At 69.8% G+C, this 24242-nt stretch carries 27 protein-coding genes and 2 pseudogenes; 24 read left to right on the top strand and 5 right to left on the bottom strand.

Translation table 11 applies throughout. The features are described 5' to 3' along the window. Positions 1–17: 17 nt before the first annotated feature. From C6N31_RS25905 to C6N31_RS25880, 6 genes are all read left to right on the top strand, one after another. Positions 18–563 (top strand): hypothetical protein, encoded by a 546-nt coding sequence (locus C6N31_RS25905; RefSeq protein ID WP_198358324.1) that lies wholly within the window; start codon positions 18–20, stop codon positions 561–563. A gap of 137 nt (positions 564–700) precedes the next feature. Beyond that, entirely contained in the window at positions 701–844 is a 144-nt protein-coding gene (locus C6N31_RS25900) for a hypothetical protein (protein ID WP_198358418.1), read from the top strand. An 88-nt stretch (positions 845–932) separates the two neighbouring features. Next, entirely contained in the window at positions 933–1778 is an 846-nt protein-coding gene (locus C6N31_RS25895) for a hypothetical protein (RefSeq protein WP_198358323.1), read from the top strand. A gap of 40 nt (positions 1779–1818) precedes the next feature. Beyond that, positions 1819–2586, top strand: a complete 768-nt coding sequence (locus tag C6N31_RS25890; protein ID WP_198358322.1) for a hypothetical protein — start codon at positions 1819–1821, stop codon at positions 2584–2586. After that, positions 2570–3169: a hypothetical protein gene (locus C6N31_RS25885; protein ID WP_198358321.1), complete on the top strand. Its 600-nt coding sequence runs from the start codon at positions 2570–2572 to the stop codon at positions 3167–3169. The genes C6N31_RS25890 and C6N31_RS25885 overlap by 17 nt, the downstream gene beginning before the upstream one ends. A 10-nt stretch (positions 3170–3179) precedes the next feature. Next, entirely contained in the window at positions 3180–3419 is a 240-nt protein-coding gene (locus C6N31_RS25880; RefSeq protein WP_198358320.1) for a hypothetical protein, read from the top strand. A 44-nt stretch (positions 3420–3463) separates the two neighbouring features. Here C6N31_RS25880 and C6N31_RS25875 read toward each other — a convergent pair whose 3' ends face one another. From C6N31_RS25875 to C6N31_RS25865, 3 genes are read right to left on the bottom strand one after another with little or no spacing between them, the layout of a single operon-like run. Further along, positions 3464–4045, bottom strand: a complete 582-nt coding sequence (locus C6N31_RS25875; RefSeq protein WP_198358319.1) for a DUF6262 family protein — start codon at positions 4043–4045, stop codon at positions 3464–3466. A gap of 9 nt (positions 4046–4054) precedes the next feature. After that, on the bottom strand, positions 4055–6685 hold the full coding sequence (locus C6N31_RS25870) for a tyrosine-type recombinase/integrase (protein ID WP_307811545.1): 2631 nt from the start codon (positions 6683–6685) through the stop codon (positions 4055–4057). Continuing rightward, positions 6682–7875 (bottom strand): site-specific integrase, encoded by a 1194-nt coding sequence (locus tag C6N31_RS25865; protein ID WP_307811544.1) that lies wholly within the window; start codon positions 7873–7875, stop codon positions 6682–6684. Before C6N31_RS25865 ends, C6N31_RS25870 begins: the two co-directional genes overlap by 4 nt. Positions 7876–7986: 111 nt before the next feature. Here C6N31_RS25865 and C6N31_RS25860 point away from each other — a divergent pair, with 111 nt between their 5' ends. The 8 genes and pseudogenes from C6N31_RS25860 (at position 7987) to C6N31_RS45665 (ending at position 16199) form a co-directional block, all read left to right on the top strand. Beyond that, positions 7987–8886 carry a DUF8094 domain-containing protein gene (locus tag C6N31_RS25860; protein ID WP_307811543.1) on the top strand — a complete coding sequence of 300 codons (900 nt, stop codon included), beginning with the start codon at positions 7987–7989 and terminating at the stop codon, positions 8884–8886. 24 nt (positions 8887–8910) lie between these two features. After that, on the top strand, positions 8911–9447 hold the full coding sequence (locus tag C6N31_RS44195; RefSeq protein ID WP_232485661.1) for a hypothetical protein: 537 nt from the start codon (positions 8911–8913) through the stop codon (positions 9445–9447). Between the two features lie 107 nt (positions 9448–9554). Continuing rightward, the gene (locus C6N31_RS25850; protein WP_198358318.1) at positions 9555–10070 is read left to right on the top strand and encodes a hypothetical protein; all 516 of its coding nucleotides are present in this window, start codon (positions 9555–9557) and stop codon (positions 10068–10070) included. A 45-nt stretch (positions 10071–10115) separates the two neighbouring features. Further along, positions 10116–10832 (top strand): annotated as a pseudogene (locus C6N31_RS25845) (glycosyltransferase family 2 protein); the annotation flags it as partial. Between the two features lie 1189 nt (positions 10833–12021). Further along, positions 12022–12286, top strand: a pseudogene (locus C6N31_RS44190) (hypothetical protein). 136 nt (positions 12287–12422) lie between these two features. Continuing rightward, positions 12423–13568 (top strand): AAA family ATPase, encoded by a 1146-nt coding sequence (locus C6N31_RS25840; RefSeq protein WP_198358404.1) that lies wholly within the window; start codon positions 12423–12425, stop codon positions 13566–13568. Then, a complete protein-coding gene (locus C6N31_RS25835; RefSeq protein WP_198358317.1) occupies positions 13565–15367 on the top strand; it encodes a vWA domain-containing protein in 1803 nt (600 codons plus the stop codon). Before C6N31_RS25840 ends, C6N31_RS25835 begins: the two co-directional genes overlap by 4 nt. Before the next feature lie 130 nt (positions 15368–15497). Further along, positions 15498–16199 (top strand): hypothetical protein, encoded by a 702-nt coding sequence (locus C6N31_RS45665; protein ID WP_306665021.1) that lies wholly within the window; start codon positions 15498–15500, stop codon positions 16197–16199. A gap of 54 nt (positions 16200–16253) precedes the next feature. Here C6N31_RS45665 and C6N31_RS45660 read toward each other — a convergent pair whose 3' ends face one another. Continuing rightward, on the bottom strand, positions 16254–16592 hold the full coding sequence (locus C6N31_RS45660; protein ID WP_306665020.1) for a hypothetical protein: 339 nt from the start codon (positions 16590–16592) through the stop codon (positions 16254–16256). Positions 16593–16719: 127 nt separating this feature from the next. Here C6N31_RS45660 and C6N31_RS25825 point away from each other — a divergent pair, with 127 nt between their 5' ends. From C6N31_RS25825 to C6N31_RS25810, 4 genes are all read left to right on the top strand, one after another. Further along, a complete protein-coding gene (locus C6N31_RS25825) occupies positions 16720–18027 on the top strand; it encodes an MFS transporter (RefSeq protein WP_198358316.1) in 1308 nt (435 codons plus the stop codon). A gap of 12 nt (positions 18028–18039) precedes the next feature. Continuing rightward, entirely contained in the window at positions 18040–18537 is a 498-nt protein-coding gene (locus C6N31_RS25820; RefSeq protein WP_198358315.1) for a hypothetical protein, read from the top strand. Between the two features lie 100 nt (positions 18538–18637). Then, entirely contained in the window at positions 18638–19063 is a 426-nt protein-coding gene (locus tag C6N31_RS25815; RefSeq protein ID WP_198358314.1) for a hypothetical protein, read from the top strand. Beyond that, entirely contained in the window at positions 19060–19908 is an 849-nt protein-coding gene (locus C6N31_RS25810; protein ID WP_198358313.1) for a relaxase/mobilization nuclease, read from the top strand. Before C6N31_RS25815 ends, C6N31_RS25810 begins: the two co-directional genes overlap by 4 nt. Positions 19909–19921: 13 nt before the next feature. Here the strand turns inward: C6N31_RS25810 and C6N31_RS45245 are convergent, their stop codons facing one another. After that, the gene (locus C6N31_RS45245) at positions 19922–20053 is read right to left on the bottom strand and encodes a hypothetical protein (protein WP_269770822.1); all 132 of its coding nucleotides are present in this window, start codon (positions 20051–20053) and stop codon (positions 19922–19924) included. A 234-nt stretch (positions 20054–20287) separates the two neighbouring features. Here C6N31_RS45245 and C6N31_RS25805 point away from each other — a divergent pair, with 234 nt between their 5' ends. The 6 genes from C6N31_RS25805 (at position 20288) to C6N31_RS25780 (ending at position 24147) form a co-directional block, all read left to right on the top strand. After that, a complete protein-coding gene (locus C6N31_RS25805) occupies positions 20288–21040 on the top strand; it encodes a hypothetical protein (RefSeq protein ID WP_198358312.1) in 753 nt (250 codons plus the stop codon). 20 nt (positions 21041–21060) lie between these two features. Continuing rightward, positions 21061–21468, top strand: coding sequence for a hypothetical protein (locus C6N31_RS25800; RefSeq protein ID WP_198358311.1), 408 nt, complete (start codon positions 21061–21063; stop codon positions 21466–21468). Positions 21469–21739: 271 nt separating this feature from the next. Then, positions 21740–22120, top strand: a complete 381-nt coding sequence (locus C6N31_RS25795) for a hypothetical protein (protein WP_198358310.1) — start codon at positions 21740–21742, stop codon at positions 22118–22120. Further along, positions 22117–22920 carry an SPDY domain-containing protein gene (locus tag C6N31_RS25790; RefSeq protein WP_198358309.1) on the top strand — a complete coding sequence of 268 codons (804 nt, stop codon included), beginning with the start codon at positions 22117–22119 and terminating at the stop codon, positions 22918–22920. Before C6N31_RS25795 ends, C6N31_RS25790 begins: the two co-directional genes overlap by 4 nt. Positions 22921–22951: 31 nt before the next feature. Next, the gene (locus C6N31_RS25785) at positions 22952–23308 is read left to right on the top strand and encodes a hypothetical protein (protein ID WP_198358308.1); all 357 of its coding nucleotides are present in this window, start codon (positions 22952–22954) and stop codon (positions 23306–23308) included. After that, the gene (locus tag C6N31_RS25780; RefSeq protein WP_198358307.1) at positions 23299–24147 is read left to right on the top strand and encodes an SPDY domain-containing protein; all 849 of its coding nucleotides are present in this window, start codon (positions 23299–23301) and stop codon (positions 24145–24147) included. Before C6N31_RS25785 ends, C6N31_RS25780 begins: the two co-directional genes overlap by 10 nt. The last annotated feature ends 95 nt before the right edge of the window (positions 24148–24242 follow it).

Raw genomic sequence — 24242 nt, 5'->3', positions numbered from 1 at the left:
GCACACGTGAGGTGCCTATGAATCCGGATTTCCAGCGCGAACTGATGCCGCACAGCGACACCCTCCGCCTGATCGGCGCACTCGACGTCGTGAAGACCAAGCTCAGCCAGGCCGCCCAGCAGTGGCAGCTCCTGGACGACACCGGCCGCGTACCGGCCTCTCCGCCCTATGCCGAGCTGATCCAACACGCCGCCGACGCGCAGATTCTCTCTCACGCCGTCATGGAACTGACCACCGCATGGGCGCGGAGCGCCCACAGCACGAGCCGTGTCGGCAGCGCCGCCTTGACCCACCTCGCGACAGCCGCCACCTTGTCTGCCTTCGCCGCACCGCACTTCGCCGAAACCGCAGAGACCGCGTTTTCCCTGGCCCGGTCCCGCAACCCGACCGACCGGCAGTACGCGGAAAACCGCATGGTCCTCGACCACGCCACGGCCCGCGCCTACTTGCGGCGCACGTCGGAAGCGCTGCGCGATGCGGTCAAGGAACTCGACAGGTACCTCGACCTGCACCGCTTCTTCCCGGCACCCGTACCGCCCCAACCGAGCCCGCACCGTCTCTAACCGAGCCGACGCACCCCTTCCCAAGGAGTCCCCTGAACCGCCCCACTCATTTCAGCGATGCTGACTGGGCTGCGTACCAGCAGAACCAGGCCGAACACGACGACCTCATGGCACAGATCGCCGATTACGAAGCTCAGATGGAACACGACCTGCTCGCCGCCTACGACGCCTACGAATGCGACTTCGCGGTCTCAGCCCGACCGGAGTTGCAGTCCCGCCCCGCCCCCCGGACTCCGCGCCTTCGCGCACTGATCCCCCGCAGGCGCAACCGTGGCCGCTGACAACAACAGTTCCCCGTATTCCGTCCCCGCCGCGCACAGCACGCCTGCCGGCCCTTCCCCACTCGCACCGCTTCCGGACCACCGCAACGTGCATACCGACTGGTGGCGGGAGCTGTGGCGGCGCCACGCGCACATCATCACGCCCCTGCGGCAGCGCGGGCTGCAGTGCGACATCGTCTTCGGGCTCAGCTCGTACCTCGTGCACGTATCGCTCCCCGACGACAGCTACCTGATCATCGGCCCACTCCAAGAGCCGTCCTGCGAGCGTCCGCCAGGGGATCCCGAGGGGTGGATCGTGACCCGCCAACACCAGGACCGGCCAGAGCTGTTCGATCTGATCTACGACTCGGTCCCCCCGACCGACCCCGGCGCCCCTGAGCGGCCCGAAGTCCGCCACGGGGGCAGTACCACGCCAATGATCGAGGCCATCGACCAGCGGCTCACCCAACTCAGACTGCTGCCCGTACCTCTCGCGTCCACCGACAGCCCGAGCATGTCCGCCGCAGCCCAGGCCGAAGCACCGGAACCTCCCGCCGAGGTCGCAGACAGCAGCGCCGTGTACGTCTACGGCAACGCTCTGCTCGCCCTCACCGACCAGCTCAACGGGGCCGGATCGCACGCCGAGGCCGCCGCGCTGCTGCACCAGATCCTGGACCCGATCAACGGTCTGCTGGAACGGCTCGGCGAGTTCTTCGAAGCAGCCGGCGAGAAGGCCAAGGAAGCCCAGGAGGACGACGGCTTCGACCTGTCCTACGACCTCGCCGACGCCGCTTGCGAGATCCGCAACCTCGGGGAAGTGCTGCACGTCGCCGAGGACCGGATGCGAGCACTGACCGCCCAAGCTCCAGCTTCCCGGCCCACCATGGCACCCGCCCGTACACCGCGTCCCCCTGCGTCGGTGCTCCCGCCGGCGCCGCCGCGGCACACACGCTGACGCCGCCGGCGGCTTCGGCACCCTCTCCCCTCAGGAATCCATGACCGCAACCCGATCCGACCTGTCCGACTTCGCCGGCGCTCTGGCCGCCCGCCTGCCCGGGTCCTGGACCAGCGACTACCAACGCCACGAACGGTATGAGGACCAGTTCCCCCGGGCCGAGCAGCTCTGGGACAACGGGCACATCCACTACATCGTCAGCGAGTACGTCCTGGCCCACGACGCCATCCTGCACGGCCCGGAGCGCCAACGGCTTTACGTCACCGACCGGCCCCGCTACCGGCACCAGTTTGTCGTCGCTCCACTCGAACCCGACGAGGACGGCGTCAAGGCCCACCACTTCGACGGTGTCGAGGAGCCCAACGGCATCGCCGTCTCCCACGATCCGGTCCGGGCCGCGGCCCACGTCGCGCGACGGGTGCTGCCCCGCTACGAGCATGCACTGGAGCAGGTGTTCGACAATGCGGCGGTCCAGCCCGACCCGCCGCATCGGCCCGACCCGCCGCATGTCGACCAGGTCCTCACCTTGACGCTGTACAACGACGGGGCTCTGGGCGCGCCGTACAAAAGCGTGCCCGAGCAGGCCCGTTTGACGCTGTACGCCTGGGGCTTTCAGTACCACCCGCACCAGGCCGCCTTCCTCCTGCCGACCGAGTATGGGGAGAACGGTCGGGCGCTGCGGATCCAAGCCGTGGCCCGACTACTCGCGGCCAAGGGCATCGGAGTGAACCTTCGCCACGTCGCACCGACCACCGAGCGCGGCCTTCCGCCGGCCTCGCCGCCCGCCGCCCGTGCGCCCCAGCGTTGACCCGCTCCTGAGCGCGCCTCCCGGATCCCATCGGCTGTCCGACCTCGACGCCAGGAGCCAACTGCGCTCTCTGGCCGAGGGCATCCACCAGGCCGGCGAGGACATGCCCTTCACCGACGCCCGGCACTGCGTCAGCGACAACCTCGACGAGCTGGAAGACCGGATCCGCGATATCGCCGGGTTGATCATGCACGTCACGAGCAGCGCAGCTTTCGCCAACCGGGGCATCAGCAGCCCGGCCGGCACCCGGGACGGCGTCACCCAGCGCAGGGTCACCGCGCTGACGCAGGCCGTGGGCACCCTGGGGCGCGTCGTGGCCGATCTCGGGACAGCCGTCGCCCACGCCGGGCTCCTGCAAAACGCCGCCCCCCTCGCGGGCCTGCCGGAGCTGACCCGAGCCCGGCACGTCAACCGCTCCGCCCTCGACCAGCTGCTCAACAGCGCCCGCGATCACCTCTATCAGGCAGCGCACCAGCTGCGCCTCGACGCGGATCACCTCGCCCCGACAGCACTCCCACCCCGCCGTGCGCCGACACCCGCCGCCGTTCAGGCCGTGAGCCCCTCTTCGCCCCGTACGCGCTGACCACTTCCCGTTGACCTTTGGAGTCTCCATCCGCATTGCCCATCGTTCACTGCCGCTGATCGCCGGCGCCGCCTGCCTCACCCTGGCCCTAGCCGCCTGCACCACCGACACCAGCTCCTCCCACGCCGAACCGACCCCCACCACCAGCTTCGTGGCAAAGCCGCCGCCCGCTCTCAGTACTGCCCAGGCCAAGGCCGTCATCACCTTTACCGACCGCAAAGGCGTCCGTGTCTTGTCTGACGTGTGGTGATGCCTCACGTAGGTGTTCGTGACGTGCGAGGGCGCCTGGCTGATTCAGTCACGGAGGGACGCTTTCATGCCGAGGAGTTCTGCCTCAAGGTCAGCGGTGCGTTTCCCTGCGAAGCGCAAGTTGGAACGTGCGCCTTCCAGCCGTTCCTGAAGCGACCGGTGGTCCTGATTCAGCTGGTGGATGCGCCTCTTGAGGGTTGTGTTCTCGGTGACGAGCTGTTGGACGGACTCGCCGGAGACCATCTGCTCGGTGTCGCGGAGGCGGCCCATGAGTTCGCCGATTCGTTGCCGCTGCGTGAGGATCTCTTTCTGAGCCTGGGTCAGGCCCTCCTCTGCGTTCAGGGCCCGCTCCCGCCATGTCGCTTCGACCCGGTCGTGTTCCATGCGTGTCTGGTGGTCGTGACGGCTCTTGCTGGCCTGGACTGCGTTCTGGACCAGGGCGCGAGCCGCAGCGTTCTCGTAGAGGAAGGTGGGAGAGACGTCTGCCCGATAGGCGATTGCTCGGACGGTGAGTCGCCCGCGTTCCCGGCGGAGTTGGCTGATTGCCTTCTCGACTTGCCGGAGCTTGTCTTGTGTCTGCCGACGGCGGGCGGCCGTAGCGGCTGCGGTCTGGGGGCTGGTGGTCACGCCTGCACCTCACTCGTCTGCATCGATGGCGTACTCGTCTTCGGATCCGATGCGATCGGCCTCGACCTGGCGGACGAGCTCGTCGGCGCGGAAGGCGGAGGACCAGACCCGGCCGAAGTAGTCCTGCGGTCGGCGAAGGTCCAGCTGGAGGGCTTCTTCGAGCAGGCCGACGGCGGCGAGGGCCCTTTCGAGGCCGTCGATCGCGCGGGCCGTTGGTTCGAAGAGGCGGTGCAGGTAGTCCCGGGTGGCGTCGTCTGCGGCACCCTCCGCGATGGTGCGCCACTGCTCACGCTTGCGGTGCCAGTAGACGAGATCAGCGCCGGTCATGACGAACTCCGTGCACGAATGGCAATTGAGGTCCCAGGGGCAGGCTTCACCGTTGACGACGGGCTGGAAAGTGCAAAACCCACCTTCGGCTGGCGTGGACTTTCGGGTGAGGTCGATCAGCATTGCCTCGGCTTCTTCTCGGTTCAGCGGTTCGCTGCCACAGAGCACGATGCCTGGCTCGAACGATCCGGGTCCGCCGACCCAGACCGCCTGAAGTGCGTCGTTGAGTACCGGGTCGGTATTGGCGATGTGCGTGTAGTGCTCGGCCATCGCCTCGGAGACCTGGCCGAGGTAGCGCCTGACGTGCGTAAGGTTGGCGCCCGCCTTCAACAGGTTGGTGGCCAGAGTGTGGCGAGCCTGGTGCGGGACGGCCTTGCCGATGTCAAGCGTAAGGACCCAGTCGCGAAACAAAGTGTGGAACCAACTGTAGCCACAACCCTTCAGGAGTTCACGGTTCGTGTGTTTCCTGGGAAACAGGGCAAGCTGGAGTCGTTCCTCGGGTGTGGGCGGGCGGCCCTTGCGCTGGACGAATCGCGCGACGGTCTTGGACTGGCGTTCTTCGAGGCGCTGGTAGAAGCGTTCGGGGATACGAATACCCTCGTCAACGTTGCCGACTTTGCTCTGGTCGTGCCAGAACATCGGGACCTTGCCGATGCGGCTAATGCACTCCAGGCGCACGTCGAGGATCTCCGTGCACCGCCGCCCGGTGACGATCAGTCCCTCCCACACATCGCGCAGGCCGCGGTCCTCGACATCGCTCGCGGCAAGCATCTGGAGGTTCTTCTCGCCGGCGAGCGCGCGGGCCACTTCGTCGGAGAACGGCCGGCGGCGTCCTTTGGTCTTCGCCCCGAAGGGCAGGGCGAGGATGAACCGGCGGTCGAGACCGATGCTCTCGACCGCGCCCGTCTCCAGACCGGACCGGAGCACCCGGCGGGCACCATCGAAGATGGTGGCCAGAGTGCCGGGAGTGGTAATGCCGTTCTCGAGGGAATTGCCGCTAGTTCGCTGGCCGAGCGAGGGCAACCTATGCCTGGCACGGTGCCTCTGATCTGCCACGAAGTCGATCATGTGAGATTCGGTCAGCAAGGTGGGGTCGTGGCCACCTGCCGGGGCCTCGATTTCCAAATAGGCACTGATTTCGTGGCAGCCGCGCCTGTCGAAGTCGAAGGCGGCGCGCGACCGCGCCTGGCCGGTGAGGAGACGGCTGGCCATCAGCTCCCAGCACAGGTCCCGCAGCCACCTCTGAGTGATGCGGGAGAGGTCGATGTGGCTGCGGGCCTTCGGAAAGCGGACGCCGAAGTGCTCGGTCTCGATGAAGCCGGCGTCCTTGGTGTCCTCGCGGGTGAAGTAGACCAGCCGCAGATAGTGGAGCATCACTCTGCTGATCTGCCGCGGGTGTTGCTTGCAAGCCTCCAGATCGAGGTCTGCCAGCGAATTCACGTCCTGGCGACGGCATTCGTCGATGAGCCGCTGAATCCAGGAGATGGGCCAGATACTGCCTTCCTCGCCCTTGGCGTGGTGGAAGATGCACCACTTGATCTCTGCCTTGATCAGAGGGCGCAGTCCCAGCAGTGTCAGGTTTCCGTTGGCGCGGTGCGGAGGGTCCGTATCCTCGCACCACTTACGGAATGCGGCCTCGTCGTCGAACCGGACCGGGACGGGGTTTCCCGTCGTCACCAACTCGCGGCTCCAGTAGTTCGGCAGCCGGGCCCCGCCAGGATGCTTCTGCTGGATGTAGCTGTTGCGGTGGCGGTGGCACAGCCCGAGGGGATGATCGGCGCCGTAAGGGCAGGACCGTACTTGGCAGGGCCCGAATCCGGGGAAGGGGCGGGCCTGAGCCAGCCAATCCTCGAGGACTACCTCGCGCTGGTACTTCGTGCGGGAGTACCGGCGGTGGTAGGTCCATTGTTGGGCGTGGAAGTAGCACAACTGGTTCTGGCTCCGGGCCGGAACGTCAGGGCAGACGAGGCAGGGTGGAGGAACCAGCCAGGCCATCGACTTCTTGGGCTCAGCGGTTGCCAGGAACTCCGTGATGGTCCCGCCCGCCTCCTGGACAGCGATCCAGTCGTCGTTGTGCTCCTTGCAGTAGTCGTAGCGCGTGTTCCGGGTGCGTTCGCAGGCAGTGACACCACAGCCCCAGCCATAGACCGGGTGATCGCGTGGGACGTGCATCACGTCAGGCCGGAACACCGGGTCGAACCTCGGCGCCGTGATCAGTGCGTGCAAAAGCTCCAGCCGATCGCGCGTCGTGCGGGTCGGTGCCGGGCCTCCGGGACCGATCAGCGGCAGCAACTGCGCGGCGGTCGCCGTCACTCCTCTTTGCCCCAGACCTTGTCCAGCGCGTCAATGAACTGCGAGGAGTGCAGGTCAGGATGCCCATAGACCTCATCGACCATCTGAGCCGAGGCCCAGTTCCCGACGGCCTTGGCCACGTGCGGATCGTTGTTCGTGACGTCCATGACGTCGTTCGTGAACTGGTGCCGAAAAGCCTGAGGCTTGATCCTGCCCGGCAAGTCAGCCCGGCGTCCGGCTCGCCGCAGCATGCCGCGGGCCGCGTCCGCCGACCAGGGCTCACCGCAGCGCGGTCCGGACAGCTGGATCAGGAGCATGCCGTGCCCAGCAGCGCGCCTGGCGTACTCCGTCGTCATGTACCCGTAGTAGCTACTGGTCATGGCGGGGCTGACCCGGTAGATCTCACCCTTGGTGATTGTCCCGTCGACAATCGCCCAGTCCGGCTTGATTTTCGCAGCCGCCCCGTTGGGATTGCCCCACCGGTGACAGACGTGGATGTGCGGGGCCTTGCAGTCACCGCATGGAGCGTTGTCGCGCAGATGCAAGTCGACCAGGTGGAGGCCGGTCAGGGCGCCGATACGCAAGCTCGAATCGGACAGCCAGGTCACAACCATCCTGTCCCGGGCGGTGTTCACCACGTCCAACAGTCCGGGCCGAGTCCCCTCGGGCAGCATCTTGGGGTGACGCCGTCGCGTCCCCTTCTTCGGGGCCAGCGGGTTGGCCGGCATCGAGGTCTTCACGTGGCCCAGCAAGGCGCGGTTGCGGTCGGCCTGGGTGGGAAGTCGCCGCGTGTCCAGCGCGTCCCGCAACTCAGGATTCGCTCTCTGCACGGCGCACTGGTGGAGGTAGAAGCCCTTCAAGCAGGCCGCCAGGACCTCCAGCGCGGACTGCCCGTACGGGCGCTTCGGTGGCACCCGCCACGGCAGCCCGTACGGCAGGTCCACCTTCGCCCCCACTGCCCCGAGGTACCGGAACAGGTCAAGGGCCGTGATCGACTCTGTGGTGAGTCGCTCACGGACGCGCCAACGCAGGTGATCGACCAGAAAGTAGGCGTAGGTCTTCTGGGATCCGCTGCCCTCGTGCGTACGCAGGTAGCCATCGGCTTCCTCGTCCACCGTGACGTCTGGCCACACGATCGTGTACGACCAGCCGCCCCCAGCCCGAGCCATCTTCTGTACCCGCAGGTCCCCAAGCACCACCGAGCGTCGCACGCGACCTCCTCGCCAACTCCCGCTACGTCACGAAGGGAACGGGGCGGGTCGGTTAACGGACACGAGACGCTCGTGCGGACCACTCCAACGAATGAACCGGAGACTCACAACGTGGTCGGTAAAATCGCCCGTTACTCGGTGATCAACAACCAGGCCAATGCCACCTCTGATCGCGCCCTGCTCGACACCGTCGAGGACGGTTCGCTCTATGCCATGTCGCTCGCGGAGTACACGGAATACGGCGGGCTGACCAAGGCCGAGCGCAAGCCGTACAAGCCGTGGTCCTACGACCTGGCGAGCGCCCGCCTGTATATCCCGCGGGTCACCGCCGGCCAGCCCCGCTGGTTCGTCGCCGCGCTGTCCACCGCCCAGGGCAAAGCCCCCTCCCGGCTCGCGGTGTTCGCCGAGCAGCCGGAGCACCAGCGGTGGGAGATGGTCTCGGTGACCGACCTCGACGACACCACGCTGCCCTCGATCGCGCTGGACTCCGACGGGTACGCCACCGCCGTCCCCGCCAACGGCACCCAGCAGCTCGCGGCCAGCCCCGACCTCCTGCGCGCCGCGATCCTCGACAACTTCGCCACCGGCGGCACCACTACCGGCCAGAAGGTGTTCGCTGCGACCGAGGCGAGCAAGCGGCAGATGAAGGTCCACGCCGAGACCGGCCGCCAGTACGGGGCTCTGGGCATCAGCGTGTTCGCCGGGACCACCAACCGCTTCCCGGACGCCTACGCGCTCAAGACCACCGACGGTGGCGCGCTGATCCTGTTCTCCCACACCCACAGTCAGACCGACACCGTCACCCGCGCCGGCCTGGAGATCATCCCCAACAAGGACGACCGGGCCTGGCTCCACGACATCCCTCGCAGCTCCATCCAGTACACCTTCGTGTGCAACGACGCCGCCACCGTTCCTGCGACAGTCGGCCCCGCCCGGCTGATCGGCTACACGTGCGCCCGCACCGACGCCTCCGGCCCGCCGTCCACACCCCAGCAGTTCAAGCGCGCATAGACCCCGCGCCACCAAGGAGCGCCCTTGTCCCACCCTGATTTCGAGCTGTACGACAACGCCGGCCGCGACGCCGAACAGATCAGCGCCGCCCGCCACGGCATCGCCACCCGCGCCGACCTGCTGCGGTGGGCACGGCGCGACGCCGTGCCCTTCCTGGCCGAGCACCCGCTGCCGGACAGCCCCCTACCCAGCCCGGATCCGGCCCCATACCTGGCGGCACTCACCGCGGCCCAGACGCCCGCCGAGGTCCACGCCGTCACCAGCCGCCTCCTGGACGCCGCAGAACCCGCGCTCCGCGCGATGAGCGACTACCTCCTGGCCGCCGCCCAGTGGCGCGGTCAGCACCGCGAGGCGGCGAAGGGCTCCCCACCCAGACTGCTCCTGGAAGCAGCCGGCCGCGCCCTGTCCGCGCTGGCCATCGCCGACCAAGGCGACCTGGAGGCGCTGCGGGCCGCATACGACCCTGCGCCGGCGCCGAAGCACCCGGCCCCCGGCCGTTCCGCGCTCCCGCCGAGCAGCACACCACCGGGCCAGGCGCCCCCGCACCGACCGGCGCGCTGACCTCCCTCAACCGGTCCTGCGACCTGGAGACCTCCCTGTCCACACGCTCCTTCATCGCCCGCCCCACCACCTCGGGCTACAGCGGCATTTACGTCCACCACGACGGCGTGCCCAGCCACCATCTGCCCCTGCTCCTGGCCGCCTACCAGCACAAGTTCGGGCGCGACCTACAGGCCATGTCCCGTCACCTCATCGACGACGTCGCCGTCGGCTGGGACGAACTGGGCACCGATCTCCTCGACGGCGCCCCACCCGCGCTCCTCACCGCGCTGACCGGCGGCGAACAGTGGCCCAGCAGCACGCTGGACCACCTGATCACCCCCGACGGGACCCCACCGGTGCGCATGACGGTCACCGACGACACCGCCGACGCGCAGGACATGCAATGGGGCTACCTCCTGCACCAGCACGGCATCGAAGTGATCGGCGCGCCCCACGAGGGCTCCGGCCGGCTCGTGGACTGGACCACAGACCCGCGCACCAACTTCAGCGACCACCCCGAGCACTGGTCCCCCATCGCACCGGCCCCCATCATCCAGCCGGCCCACGCGGCACCACCCCGCACCACGCCCGCCGCGGCCCCCGCGCAGGCCGGCACCCCGCGGCACACCGGCCGCCGCTAGCCACCCCCGTCCCTGGAGTCTTCCCTGCCCCCGTACGCCGCTCCCCTGATTACCGTCGTCATCGCCACCCGCCTGCGTGAGGACCGCCTCGACTACCTGACCGCCATGCACGCCAGCCTCACCCGCCAGACCGTCCCCTGGCAGGCCGTGATCGCGCTCGACGGTGTCTCGGCCGAGCGGCTGCCGGCCCCGCTCGCCGACGACCCCCGGGTCCGCACCCTGGCGCTCCCCCGTCCGGTCGGTGCCGCCTGCGCCAGGAACCTCGCCCTCGCCCAAGTCGACACCAAGTACACCAATTGGGCGGACGACGACGATGAGTTCACCGACGACGCCATGTCCCTGCGACTGAACGCCCTGGAATCGGCCGGGGTGGGCTGGTGTGCCGGGTGGAGTGAGGACCTTCACCCGGACGGCTCGACCACGTTGTGGCGGTGCCCCGCGGCACCGGGCCGGCACGAGGCTGGCGACGTATGGACGTACTGGAAGTCCCCGGCCGACACCATCCCGATCGGGCCGACCACGATCCTGGCCCGCACCGAACTCGTGCGCGCCGCCCCGATGGGCGGCCTCGTCCAGGGCGAGGACTACTGCACGGCCGTCGGCATCTCGAATCTTGCCCCCGGAATCCTGCTGCCCGTTCCGGTCTACAGGTACCGCAAGCACGCCGGCCAGCTCACAGCCCAGCACGGATATGACGAGTTGGAGGCGGCGGCCCGCGAGCATGCCTGGCAGTACGGCCGCAGCCTGCGGTCCGCCCTCCGCAACCATCCGCCTGTAGGTTCCACGATTCGGTGCGCAACGGTCGCGCCAGATGCGCACTCGATGCGCATTTCCGGGCCTGAGTGCGCAATGGATCTCGTGACCAGCGTCGATGTCGAAGGCGATCCATTGTCAGACCGTGGCACCGCTGCCGGATTGCGCATCCCCGGCAGACCGCATGGCTGCGCATCGAGCCTGGAATCCTGCATTTCCGCAGGCCCCAGTGCGCGCGAGGACGCGGAACCTACACCGCCTGTAGGTTCCGCAGATTCGCGAGTAGTTCCGCGTGATCATGAGCAGCGTTCGAGCAATTCCGCGGTTCGGTGAGCAATGGATCTCGTGACCTGCGGATTCTTCGCGGTTACCGACCGCCAAGTCAGCTCTCAACGAACCAGATTGCTCATGATCGGGCGACGGACTCGGCAGCTACCAGTGCTCACCGGCTCCAACACCGCAGGTCAGGAACTCGCGAGTGCTCAGCGAATCGCGGAACCTACACCGCCCAAGCCCGCTACCAGCACCCGCCCGCCGGTGCTTGCTGCAGGACTGCCGACTCGCGCGCACCGCTAAATGACGGAGCAACCCCGCGGACGGCCCGACTCCGCCCACGACAACCGCACCGTCACCGTCACCTGACACACGACGACCGGACGCCGGCCGAGAAACATGCGGACAGTGGAAGGCCGGCTACGGCCCGCCCGTACCGGCCCCGCACGCCGAGTCCCGCCCCGGAGCACGGCTGGCGCCGGCCGCCCAAGCCCTCCAAGCCGCAATCGAACATCCCGGAGAAATCCTGACCTCGCATCCTCTCGACTCCGTCGCCAACGTCAAGGCCAGCGCTGCGGCACTGCACGAACTCGCCGGCCACCTCACCACAGCCGACACCGATCAGCCCGGCCAACTCCTGGAACACCTCCTGCAGGACGGCGGCCCGCTCCACGCCGCCCAGCGGCTTATCGCCCGTGCCCGTACCGCAGTCGACCCCTGCCTCGACGAGACCCACCCCAACCCGGAATCCGTCCCCGCCTACACGCTGACGCACGCTCTGGCCAGGATCGAACAGGACCTGACCGACCGCCGCAGGGAAGCGCTCGAATCCCTGTCGGCGACCCGCATCCACGTCGTCCAGGGGCCCTCGCCCGTCCACGAGGCGGCGGCGCCAGCAGAGCGCGCAGTCCAGCCGTTCGCGCCGATCCGGCACAGCACCACTGGCGAGATCACCACCACCGGCTATAACGCCGCCGCCCGGAGGATCCTGCTTCAGTCCGGCTTCGAGGAGACTCCCGGCTGAGCCCGCCCAACCCGCGGAAACCGCCGCGGACCGGAGCCGCGGACCTGCCCGGCAGCCGGTGAACCGCTCGCCGCCGGCCACCCCGTGCCCCTGGACCGAGCATCGGCCAGCCTGTGAACGCCGACGGTGCGCCCCCGTCGGGCACGCCCGCACCGACCAGCGATAAGACCTCCCACGCCGAGGCCACCCGCACCTGCAGTGCCAACCCCGAACGCACGCCAACCCGTTGAAGGACCCTCTCTTTGACCACACCCGGACCGCCCGCCACAGCACGCACGAAAGCCGGCGAGCTACGGGCCAAGGTGGCCAGGCTGCTGGCCGACCGGCCCGCGGACAGCCTCACCATCGGGGACATGGCCAGGCAGCTGGGCCACTCCCACGGCGCTGTCCGCAACGCCGCCCTGACCCTGGCGCGACGCGGCGAGGCCGACCAGCACGGCACCGGACAGCCGCACTTCCGCGCGAACCAGAAGACCGCCGCAGCCGCGCAGGCCGCGGTGATCAGCCCACCGGGAACCCACTCACCCCGCCCAGCGGCCACGGCTCGCACCAGCGCTCCTGCAGCCCGCGCGCCCCAGCAGGGCGGTCCGATCCGCCGCGCGGGAGGCCAGCTCTACCACCCCCGGGAGCTGGCCGACCTGCCTGACGTCGAGGCGCTGAATCGTCTGCGTGACGCCGACGTGCCGGTGCTGCTCTACGGTCCTCCGGGAACCGGCAAGACGTCTCTGGTGGAGGCCGCGTTTCCTGACCTGGTCACCGTCGCCGGCGATGGTGACACCACGGTCGGCGACCTGATCGGCGAGTACACGCAGGCCGACGGCGGAGGGTACGTCTTTCAGTACGGTCCGCTGGTCGCCGCGATGACCGAGGGTCGTGCGCTGCTGATCGACGACGCCACGTTGATCTCGCCGAAGGTGCTGGCCGCCCTTTACCCGGCCATGGACGGGCGCCGCCAGATCCAGGTCAAGGCCCACCGGGGCGAGACCATCAAGGCCGAGCCGGGCTTCTACGTGGTTGCGGGCCACAATCCGGGCGTGCACGGAGCTGTGCTGACGGAGGCGCTGGCGTCCCGGTTCAGCGTGCAGATCCAGGTCGGCACGGATTACGATCTCGCCCTGGCCCTGAAGATCGATGCTCGGGTGGTCCGGATCGCCCGGCATCTCGCGAGGCAGGTCGAACTCGGCGAGATGGGCTGGGCCCCGCAGCTGCGGGAGCTGCTCAGCTACCAGAAGACCGAGGCCGTGCTCGGCACCAGGGCCGCGCTGGCGAACCTGATCGGTATCGCTCCTTTGGAGGACCGCGACGCTGTCGCCGACGCCGTCGGCAAGATCGCCGGTGTCAAGCAGGTCGCGCCCCTCACCCTGGGCCGACAGCTCTCCGCTGGCAGTGCGTCGGTCGCCCGGCAGCCCCCGGGCAGCGCCGGACCTGCGCGCCGGAGCTCGCGTTGAGCGCCCATCACCACGTCCAGTCCTCCGCTACCACGCGCGACGAGGACGCCGGCCTCGCGCGCTGGGACGACGACGGTGCCCCGCCCGCGCAGCCCCGTTCTTCCCCGGCCGCGTGGCTGCGGGTGGGAGCCGAGCTCGGCGACCGGCTGGTCGCCCTGTCCGGCCGCCAGGACCTGCTCGTCACCTGCCGTCCCGGCACCCGCTCCGGCGCACCGGCGGCTTACTTCCCCGGCCTGGCGGAGATCGAGTTCGACGCCAAACTGTTCGCACCTCTGCAACCCCACGAGGTCCGTCCGCGGATCGTGGGCGATGAGGAGCACTATCCCGCCGCCTGGGGAGTGCTCGTCCACGAGGCCGCCCACGCAGCCCACTCCGTGTGGGAGCAGCCGGCCGGTGCGGAGCCCCGCGTCGTGGAGGCCGCGCTCCTGCTGGAGGAGAGCCGTGTCGAGGGCGCCCATTTGACCAGGCGGCCCACCGACCGCACGTACCTGCGCACCAGTGCCCGGACCCTGGTCATGCCCGACATCGCCAACCCCGCCTTCCACGGCGTCCAGCAGGCCGCCAGCGTGGCCGCCCTGATGCTCGGGCGCCGGGACGCCGACATCCTGGACGCCGGCGAGACCAAAGCCGTCGCCGACCTGTGCGAAAGGGTCCTGGGCGCGCCCCTGCTGGCCACCCTCACCGGCATCTGGACCGCAGCCCACCGGTGCGCCGACCACGACGCCACCACCATGCTCCAACACGCCCAGGACTGGTGCGACGCCCTGGACACCGCCGCCCCGGCCCTGCCCGCCGCGCCGCAAGACCTCACCGACCTGCTGACCGGCGCCGTCACGGTCGTCCTGGACCACATGGCCGCCAACGACGCCGCCGACCTCGCAGCACAGGCCGCCTCGAACAACGCCGTGGCAGCGCAGTCCCGGGCGAAGGCCAACGACCGCGCCCAACAGGTCGGCCAGCGACGCAAAGCCGCCGCCACCGCCAAGTCGGTCTTCAACCCACGCGGCACCACCGTCAGCCCCGACGGCACACCCGCGCCCTCCAGCAACCCGGTCACCGGCAGCCGCAAACCCACCGCCGCCGAGCAGAGCGCCGCAGCGCGCCTGAGCCGCGCCCTTCGCGCCGCCGCCTACCGCGAACGCGCCGAGGAACGGACCACCAGCCCCACCCCGCCCGGCCGCCTCAACATGCGCCAAGCCCTCGCCCGCGACGCCCAGCGCGCCGCCGGCTCGACACCCACCGCGGAACCTTTCACCCACACCCGCCGCCGCAACTCCCCCACCCCACCGTTGAGGGTGGGGATCGCGGTCGACGTCTCGGGCTCCATGTCGGCAGCCTGCAAACCCGTCGCGTCCGCCGCATGGATCGTGGCCCGCGCAGCAGCCCTGACCGACCCCGACTCCCGCACCGCCACCATCGCCTACGACATGAACCTGACCGCACTGACCCGACCCACCCACCGGGCACCAGAGCGCGTGACGACGTTCCATGCCAACGGCGGCAACCACAACCTCGGCGACGCCATCGACGCACTCGACCACGGCCTCGACCTCAGCCGACCCGGCACCGGCCGCCTCCTGGTGATCGTCACCGACGCCCACTACACCGACGGCGAAACCGCCCAAGCCCTCACCCGCATCAAACGCCTCACCACCGCCGGCTGCGCCGTACTCCAACTCACCCTCACCAAGGAGTCCCGCCACCTGCCGGGCACCACCCCACTTCACCTGCCCCGACCCTCCAACGCCCCCGCCGCCATCGCCCAAGCCGCCACCGACGCCATCCGCAGAACACGCTGAGACACCACCACACGACCACGACGACCGAGGGATTCCTCCTGTCTGACCACATCTGCTTCGCAAAGCGCTCCGGCCTGGGCCTTGTTGCCCCGACCCGCAGCCCGTTGTTCTCGGGCGAGGGGCGAGCCCGATGACGCCCGCCGGCGACCCGTATCCCGACAGCCTCCAGGCCGAGGCATCGCGCCTCGCGCAACAAGCACGCGAGTTCCGGCTACGAATGTCCGTGATCAACACCCAGACCCAGTACGCGCTCGACACGACCCGTGACCGCTACGGCCGCACCGCGCACCCCGGCGCCGCCGCGGATGCTCTCGCTCACCGCAACACGGCAGCCGTGGAGGTGTACACCACCTACCTCGCCCCGCACGCCGACGCCCTGCTCGGCGCCGCTCACCGCGCGCTCGATGAACTGCCGCCCACCGGACCCCTGAGCGCGTGGCGCGAGGTGCTCGACTCGCTCGCCACCTCCCACACCGAGATCGTCCGCGTTCTCGACCGTCCGGCCGTGCCTGACTCGGCCGCGCTGCGTGTCCAGTACGCCCTGGTGTGGCCTCACCTCGCTGCATGGGCGGACTACGGATCCATCGCCGCTGACCTGGCCGATCAGCACCACGAGCCCGAACCTGGGCTGACGTATGAGGAGCGGCAGAGCTGGACCGCGCGGGCGCACGCCGCGCTGCGGCAGGGCGGGGCATTGGACTTGATCGAGTCGTGGCATGTGGCTGACGGTCGCCGCATCACGCTCGCGTACCTCGTCGAGGACGACGACTCCACGGTGGTCGCGCTCGCCGGAGACCCGGACGCCTCGGACTGGGAGATCATCGGGCACTAGGTCCATGAGTACGCGGCCGGGCAGGCGTTGCCCCGAGCTGTGCCGCCCGGAGTCCTACGGCCCGACGCCGCGTCCCGGTTCAACCGCCCAGAGCCCGTCCCCGAGCAGCCCGTGCAGGAGCTGCTCCGGGAGATTGTCGAGGCCCGTACCGCCGGCGATGTCTCCGAGGTCCTGCTCAGTGCCACGCAAGAGGGCGTCGGCGCGGGTGCGATGGTTCGCCTGGGGCACCTCCTGTACGCCGTCGAGGAGTTCTCCGACGCTCTCGGCACCGTGCGCGGCCAGCAGATCGGCGCCCGGATCCACGCACTCGCGCGGCAGCTCGGCTTCCTGATGGACGAGGTCCATGACGTGGCAGAGGATCTCGGCGCCACCGTCGCTGTCCTGCCGCCGCACCGCGTCCCGAACCCTGCTCGGATCCGCTCGCGCCCGGCGCTGGAGACGACACCTCCAGCCGCACCGCCACCTCGCACTCCGACAACCGCGCGCCGCCCATAACCGCCCGTTCTTAGAGAGCCCCCCGTTGTCCCTGACCACACCCTCGACCTCGGCACCGTGCGTCACCTACCGCGCGGTGCTTGGCAGCCCGCACGTCGCCCGGCTCCTCGCCGGCACCCTCACCGGACGCCTGCCCAACGCGATGGCTCCCGTCGCCATCGTGCTGTGGGCCACCGCCTGCGGAGGCGGTATCGCCCTCGGTGGGCTGCTCAGCGCCCTGTACGGGCTGGCGTCGTCGCTGGTCCAGCCGGTCAAGGGGCGCCTGATGGACCGCCACGGGCAGAGCGCCGTGCACCTGCCGGCGGCCCTGCTCAACGCCACGCTCTTGGTTGCTCTCGCGGCGATCGGCCACCACGGCGGGCCGGCGCTGAGCACCGCGATCGTCGTCGCTGCGGGCCTGACCACGCCACCCCTGGAAGCGGGGCTCCGGGCCCTGTGGCCGACCGTGCTGCCCAACCCCCGGATGCGACACGCCGCACTCGCCCTCGATACCGGCAGCCAGGGCCTGCTGTACATCGTCGGCCCGCTGCTCGTCGCCGCACTCACCGCCGGCTACAACCCGTCCTGCGCGCTCGTCGTCACCGCCGCACTCGGCCTGATTGGCACCGCCGTCGTCGCCCTCACGCCGCCCTCCCGGAGCCGACGCCCCGCACAGGCCGCCGCCACCGACGGCGGGCCAGGCCGCCGATTGATCAGCCTGGGCCTGGTGCTGCTGTTCGTCGCTCTTGCCGGGGTCGGGTTCGCGATCGGAGCGATGAACGTCTGGTCCGTCGCTCTGGCCGAGCAGCACGGACAGAGCATGCTGTCCGGGATCATCCCCGCCGCCTTCTCCACCGGCAGCCTCCTGGGTGGCCTCGTCTACGGACGTCGCATGTGGAAGGGCACCACCACCAGCCGGCTGATCACCGGTGGGGCAGCGTTCCTGGCCGGGTGGCTCCCGCTCCTGGCCGTCTTGGGCCCGGGCGCTGCCACCGCCGCGGTCATCGTGCCCGGGGCGTTCCTCACCGTCGTGGTCGCCTGCGCGTTCTTGACCACGGACACCCTCGCACCGGTCGGCCGCACCAGCGAGGCGTACGCGTGGCTGATCCTGTCGATCGGTGCCGGGCAGTCCACCGGCACCGCGCTGGCCGGGCGCCTCGCCGAGCACCACCTCGCCAGCGCCGCACTCCCCGCAGCCGGCGCCGCCTTCGCACTCACCGTCCTGCTCGCCGGGCGCCCACACCTGCACGGGGCCGGACACCTTCCCGGCCCTGCCGGTACCACCGCGCGGCCCCAGGCCGAAGCGACATCCCCCGACCAGCAGCCCAACACCGCTTCCATTTTGGTTACTTGAGGAGACACATCTATGGCAGTGCGCACCCGATGGACCGTCCAGCACCCTTGTTCCCACGCAGTCGAGCACGACCTGTCCGGCCGTCCCGCCGACAAACGGGCCGGATTCGCCCGCTGGCTCGCGACGAAGGACTGCTCTGACTGCTGGAGAGCAGCGCGTGACGCTGACAGCGCATCCAAGGAGCAGTGGCTCGCCGGCAAGCGTGCCCAGGAGCAGCAGGCTGCTGTCGAGTGGGCGGAGAAGTTCGATATGCCGCCGTTGGAAGGCCCGGAGAAGGCCCTGGACTGGGGTGTGCGCTCCCGTCATCAGCTGATGGCTGCCGCGCACACCGTGCTGGTGGTCGAGGGGACCTGGGACGAGGCGGACTGGGCGGAGGTGGAGGAGAAGGCGCGGGCCATCTCGCGGGCCGGGTGGTGGATCGATCAGCGGGACGTAGAGGGCTCTGACCTGCCGGAACTCCTCGACGCGGCGGGTGGGGACGACCGGGGGACGGAGAACCCGTTCCGGTGACGGAGGGGGAACATAGCCGGAGATCGCCGGTTAGCCAAACCGGCGTTCTTCCGGACCATTGTTCCTCCCACCGCATCACGTCTCCCGTGGAAGGAACCGGATGACCCTACCCCCACCCACACCGGCGTTCGCTGCGACACCCGACCCGTTCACCCCCGTCCGGGACATCACCCACGGCCATTTTCAGGCCGGCGACCAGGTCGTCGTCCTGAGGGGGGTCGCCGGCGGCGAACTGTGGGGTGACGCCGTGCGCGTGGTCGCCTCCTCCTGGCACACCCCGACCAACGAGGACGGATGGCGGGTGCGCGACGCGACCGGCGGAGCGCAGTCGTACCTCACCGCCCACCCCCGCTATCTCGTCCACCTCACGCGCCGCTGCCCGGACTGCCTGATCCACCTGCGGGCCATGGAGGACTACCTCCTGCCGAAGCACACCGACGCCAACGCCCTGGTCGACTGCGGCTGGTACACCATCACCGCCCTCCACCAGCTCGTGCACGTCGCCGACGTCCGGGGCGGCCGGTGATCCTCCAGGTCCACGAGCGCACCCATACCCCGCACGACCCGCTCACTGCCGCGCTGGGCCGGCCGGTCTCACCGGATGACGGGCTGACCGAGTACACCGTCGTCGCCTACTGGCCGGGGCTCGACTCCTACACCCTGGACGACGAGCAGGCGACGTGGACGTCCGCCCAGTGGGCCCAGCACCTCGAAGACCCGCTGCTGGAGCACCCGTTCGCTGCCAGCCCGAACGACGACCGGCGAGCGATCCTCCACCTCGAAATCCGCCTCCACCGCGATGACCGGGTGCTGACCGGACCCCAATGGGCCGAGACCGCCCACCGTCTCGCCCGCGCCGCCGGCATCGAGATCCCGGGTGACGAAAACGGCTGCCAGTGGATCGCCGTCCAAGCCCAACCCGGCCGCCTCGACCTGATCGCCAACCTGATCCACCTCGACGGCGACTGGAACACCCAGCCCGCCAACGTCCTGCAGCGCCTTTCGGTCGAAGCCCGCCGCATCGAAGGGGACCTGCGCCTGACCCCGGCACCCACCGCTCCCCAGCCGCAGGCCCCCGCGCCTGTACCCACTGCCACAGGCCACCTGGCGAGCGTCCTGTTGCAGCTCGCCGACGAGCACGCCGGGCCGCTGGCCACGGTGCGCTCACTCATCGAGCACACCGCCCACCGGATCGCCCGCCAGCCAGGAGCCACCAGGCCGGACACGGCACACCGTCTGGAGCTGATCGCCCGCCGGCTCTACGTCATCCAGCAGGACCTGGACACCACGGCAGCCCACCTGTCGATCGTCCGCCCCAGCGTGGCCCCCGCACCGCCCGCCGCCCGGTCCGCCACCCACCGATCACCGTAAGAGAAACGTTTCTTCACCTCGCGCCGACTGCTTCCTGGACATCCGCCGCGATCCGCACTCCGAGGAAGTCCGCGCCCGCGGCGGCGACCCGCAGGCGCACAGCATTCTGCAGCGGACCGGGCTCGTCCCCATCATCCGCGTCCACGAGACCTACCACCGCGCCCCGACGGGCCTCGATGAGGACAGCGACACGCAACGCCCTCACCGACCGGCACGCCCCGCACCCAGGCCGCAGCACCTGCGCCCGGGAGGTTCCCGCCACCGAATGCGAGCGCTCCGCCGTGTGCGCCTGCCCGCCCCCGCCGCGCGCTCTTCCGGTCCCGCCACCTCCCGTGTCCGCCGGCCTGTGCCGATGACACCCACCTCACCCAAGGACACCATGTTCGACCACGAAAACTCCGAGCGCCTCGCTTCCTACGCCGACATCGTCGCCGGTGAACTTCCCGGGACCTGGAGCAGCACCTACCACTCGCCCCAGGACAAGGACGACCTCACTGAACTGACCGAACGCATCTGGGACCTGGACCTCGTCGCCGCATCCCTGGCCGAGCATCCCCTCCAGCACGCAGCCACCCTGAGCCGCCCGGACGGCGCCCAGCTCGTCGTCCTGGACCGGCACGACGACCATGACGGATTCCTCATCGCCGCCGTCGCCCCCCGCGCCCTCCCCGATGAGGCATACCGCGCAGTCCGTGAACCCAACGGCATCGCGCTGACCGACGATCCCTTCCTGAGCGCCGAAACCGTCGCGGGCGACCTGCTCTCCCGCTACGACACCGCCCTCGCCCAGATCAGGTACAACGCTCTGGGCGGTGTTCAGCCGTCCCAGGCGGAGCGGGTCGTCCTGACCTGGCAGCAGGACGGCAGCCTCGCCGCCGCACCCGTCGGCGAGCAGGCCGCCGAAGTCCTGGCGGCCAACGGCTTCGTGCAGGACCCGAGCGGCATTTACCGTCTCAGCGGCGACGACACCCAGGCGCAGGCCCGCGCCGTGCGCGAGACCGGACGCCAGCTCGACGCCCAGGGCATCGGCACCGCCCTCCAGCACCCCTCGGGGCGGATCGCACCCACCGCTACACCCGCGGTGCCGTCGGCGCCGGCTGCGACCCGTAGCCCGGCCAGCAGGACTCGATAGGGCGACTGGAGGGCCCGTCGATGGCGAATCTGGCCGATGAGTACGGCACCGACGTCGAGATCTACATCAAGGCCCTGAGCACCACCATCCACGCCGACTCCGCCACAGGCACCCCTGGGGGACTGCTCGACCTGCTCGACCAGCTCGGTCTGGAGCGGCGGGAGGTCCGCACCGCCGGCCCCGTCTACACCTGGCACGAGGTCCCCGAACACCTCAGCGCCGACGCGCAAAAGCGCCTGGTCAGCCGCGCCATCCCCGCTCTTGTGGTGGCCGGTTACCAGGTCAACTGCGCCCTGGAAGTCTTCGACGAGGCCGCTTACCACCAGGCCGTCCAGGAGATCCGCTCCGGCAAGCGCCGCCACCGGGCTCAGCACGCGCCACCGGCCGCTTCTCCCTCACGCACCTCCCCGGCCCGCCGAACCCCGTAAGCCGTCCGACGGCCCCGGCGCCTGGTCGGGGCCGCTTCGCCCCGTTCGACCCATGGAGAGTTCCGTGGGACCCCACACACCCCCACCGATATTCCCCTCACCGCAAGCCCCGCCTGGCGACAGCTGTGTTCCACCGCTACTTGCTCGCCAGCATCCCCACCGGCCCGACCGACCCTCACCTCTGGCCGACGCGCGATCCGAAGCCGGGAACACCGAGACGCTGCCGATCGAACACCTCGATCACGACTGACCATCCCTGACCTGGAGGAACATGCCCGGCACCCCTTACCCGGTGATGATGGCCGATGACATCACACGCCGGCTCACCCAGCTTGCCGACCACCTCGCCCACCTGCCCCCGCGCGAGGCCACGCAGGTCATCGCCCGCGTCCTGGATCCGGACAACGGCCTCCTGGGCGGCGTCACCTACCTCTTGGCCACCAGCAGCAAGTTCGCTCAGCACGAAGCCGAACGCGGTGCGCTGCCGGCCGAGGTGTGGCTCGCTTTGGGCCGGGGCTCGAACGAACTCAACGACATCGCCCTGGACCTGGACGAATACGCTCAGACTCTTCAGCGCGTCGGCACGCAGCCCCCGTCCGCCACTGCGAAGCCGCCGTCCCCTGCTCCCCTCGTCGCCCGGCGGCGCCGGTGACGAGAAAGCAGACGCAAGGCTGGGGGGTGATCGAGCAGCCAGAGCAGCATTATCTCGTCGCACCGCGCGGACTTGCGGGCGGTGGTGATCTGCGGCACGTCTCGGAATTCCTGCGCGCTTCGGGATGGCGGGACAAGTCCAAGACGGGTGGCCCTTTGGTCATGGAGAGCCCGGACCGCACCATGCGCGTCGGCTATGACCCCTACGTCCTGCCCGGCGGATGGACCATCCACGGCAAGGCGAACGGCCAGCAGGACGAGTGGTGGGCGGTCCTTGGCCGGCAGACGCCGGTGGAGATCGTCGCCGGTCTCACCGACGCCCTCACCCAGCCCCGCTCCGCGCACGCCCCCAACGTGTGGGCACCGCTGCAGGAGCAGCGCTGGCGCCATGATCCCCACGCCGCGCATCCCACCGTGACGAGCCCCGACGGCAGTGCCTGGATGCAGTACCACCAGGCCGCCGGCGGCAACGCGATGTGGTCGTCGGGTGTGAAGGACCAGCAGGGCAACGGATGGAGCGCCCAGTTCACCGCCAGCACCCCGATGCACCTGGTCCAAGCCTTCTCCACCGCCCTTTCCAGCCCCGAGCCGGTGATGCGACCACTGGGCCGAGTCCCGCACAGCGCGCAGATCCGCACCACATCGGTTTCCGTACTGCCCTCCCAGCTCCGAGCTTGGCAGCAGGCACGCATCACTGCCGCCCGCGCCACCGCCTGGGCCCGCAGCCCCACGCGCGCTAGCCGCCCCCGCACCGCGGCCCGACCCCACGCTCACGCCGGCGGCACCCGCGCCCGCCGCTGAACCCCCAACCGCCCATCCTCCGAGGAGCCCGATGCCCGCACCCACCCTGGACGCCATCCGCACCGTGACGGAGACCCTGTCCCGCCTGACCGCATACCTGCGCGACAAGCCCGACCCGCAGGAGGCGTTCGCCCTCGTCGCTCCGCTGCTCGATGAGTGCACCGGCATTCCCGTGCAGTTCGGCGACATCCTGCGCGCCTTCGCCCGTTCCCTGCAGGAACACCCGGGCACCCCGCGTAGCAGGGATGTCAGCGTCCTGGTCGATGAGTTGCGCGCCGCCGCGTGGGAGCAGTCCGACCAGCACACCCTCCACTACTCCCTGGACCACGTGCGTGCCCTGATCGACAACGCCCCGGAGACCAAGCCGGAGGGCGGCGAGTGCCGGTAAGTGAACGGCAGCTCGCCGCTTTCGCCGAAATCCACTCCTGGCGGATTCCCTTCGATACCAGCCCGCGTCATCTCGCCGGCCCCGGCGACGCCCGCCACATTACCCACGGCCTGGCCGCCGCCGGTTGGACCCCCACTTCCGACCCATTGAGCGCCGAGATCGTCCTGCGCAGCCCCGATCACCGGCACAGCCTGCAGTTCGACCCGCAGTCCTCCACCTCCGCGTGGTGGCGGCTGCAGGCCGAGCCGGCCACCACCCAACACGGGTGGTACGCCGAGTTCGGCGAACTCGTTCCCGCCGAAGTCCTCGCCGGCCTCACCGACACACTCATCGCTCCCACTTCGGGCGAGTCGGCCACCCTCCAGCCGGTGCTGGAAGGTGCCGGATGGATCATCGACGGCCGCGGGGTTGCCTACTCCGACCCGTCGGGGTGCAGGGTGGAGCGCCGGGCGGAGAACGGCACCGGCACCGTGCCCTGGCGGGAACCAGAGCGTGTGTCCTGGCAGATCGAGGCCCGCGGCGACGACGAACTCACGGCTCGCGGGCCCCGTCTGTGGCACGCCTGGTTCGACGGCCACGCACCCGAACACCTCGTGACCGCGTTCGTCACCGCGCTCATCGATTCCGCCCCGTTGCAGCGCGCCATGTTCGACCGCACCGCCCACTACAGCGCCGTGCAACAGCCCAGCCCGCTGACTCCGCAGCAGGTGGTCGACGCGCACACCACTCGTATCAACGCCATCCGCGCGCAGGCCCGCGCCGCCCGCCGCCAGAAGCAGCCGACACCCGCGACAGCCCCGGCGACGCCGGCCACCGCTCGTTCGGCCGCTCGCCGCTGACCCCGACAGGACCCTCCCCATCTCCCCCGATACCACCGCCGCCCGCGATCTCCTCCAGCATCTCGACGACTACCTGAACGACAGCAGGAACATCT

Source organism: Streptomyces fildesensis (assembly GCF_016107395.1).
In the GTDB taxonomy this organism is placed as follows: Bacteria; Actinomycetota; Actinomycetes; order Streptomycetales; family Streptomycetaceae; genus Actinacidiphila; species Actinacidiphila fildesensis.
The sequence above is the reverse complement of the archived record's forward strand: the minus strand, read 5'-3'. Positions and strand labels throughout refer to the sequence as shown.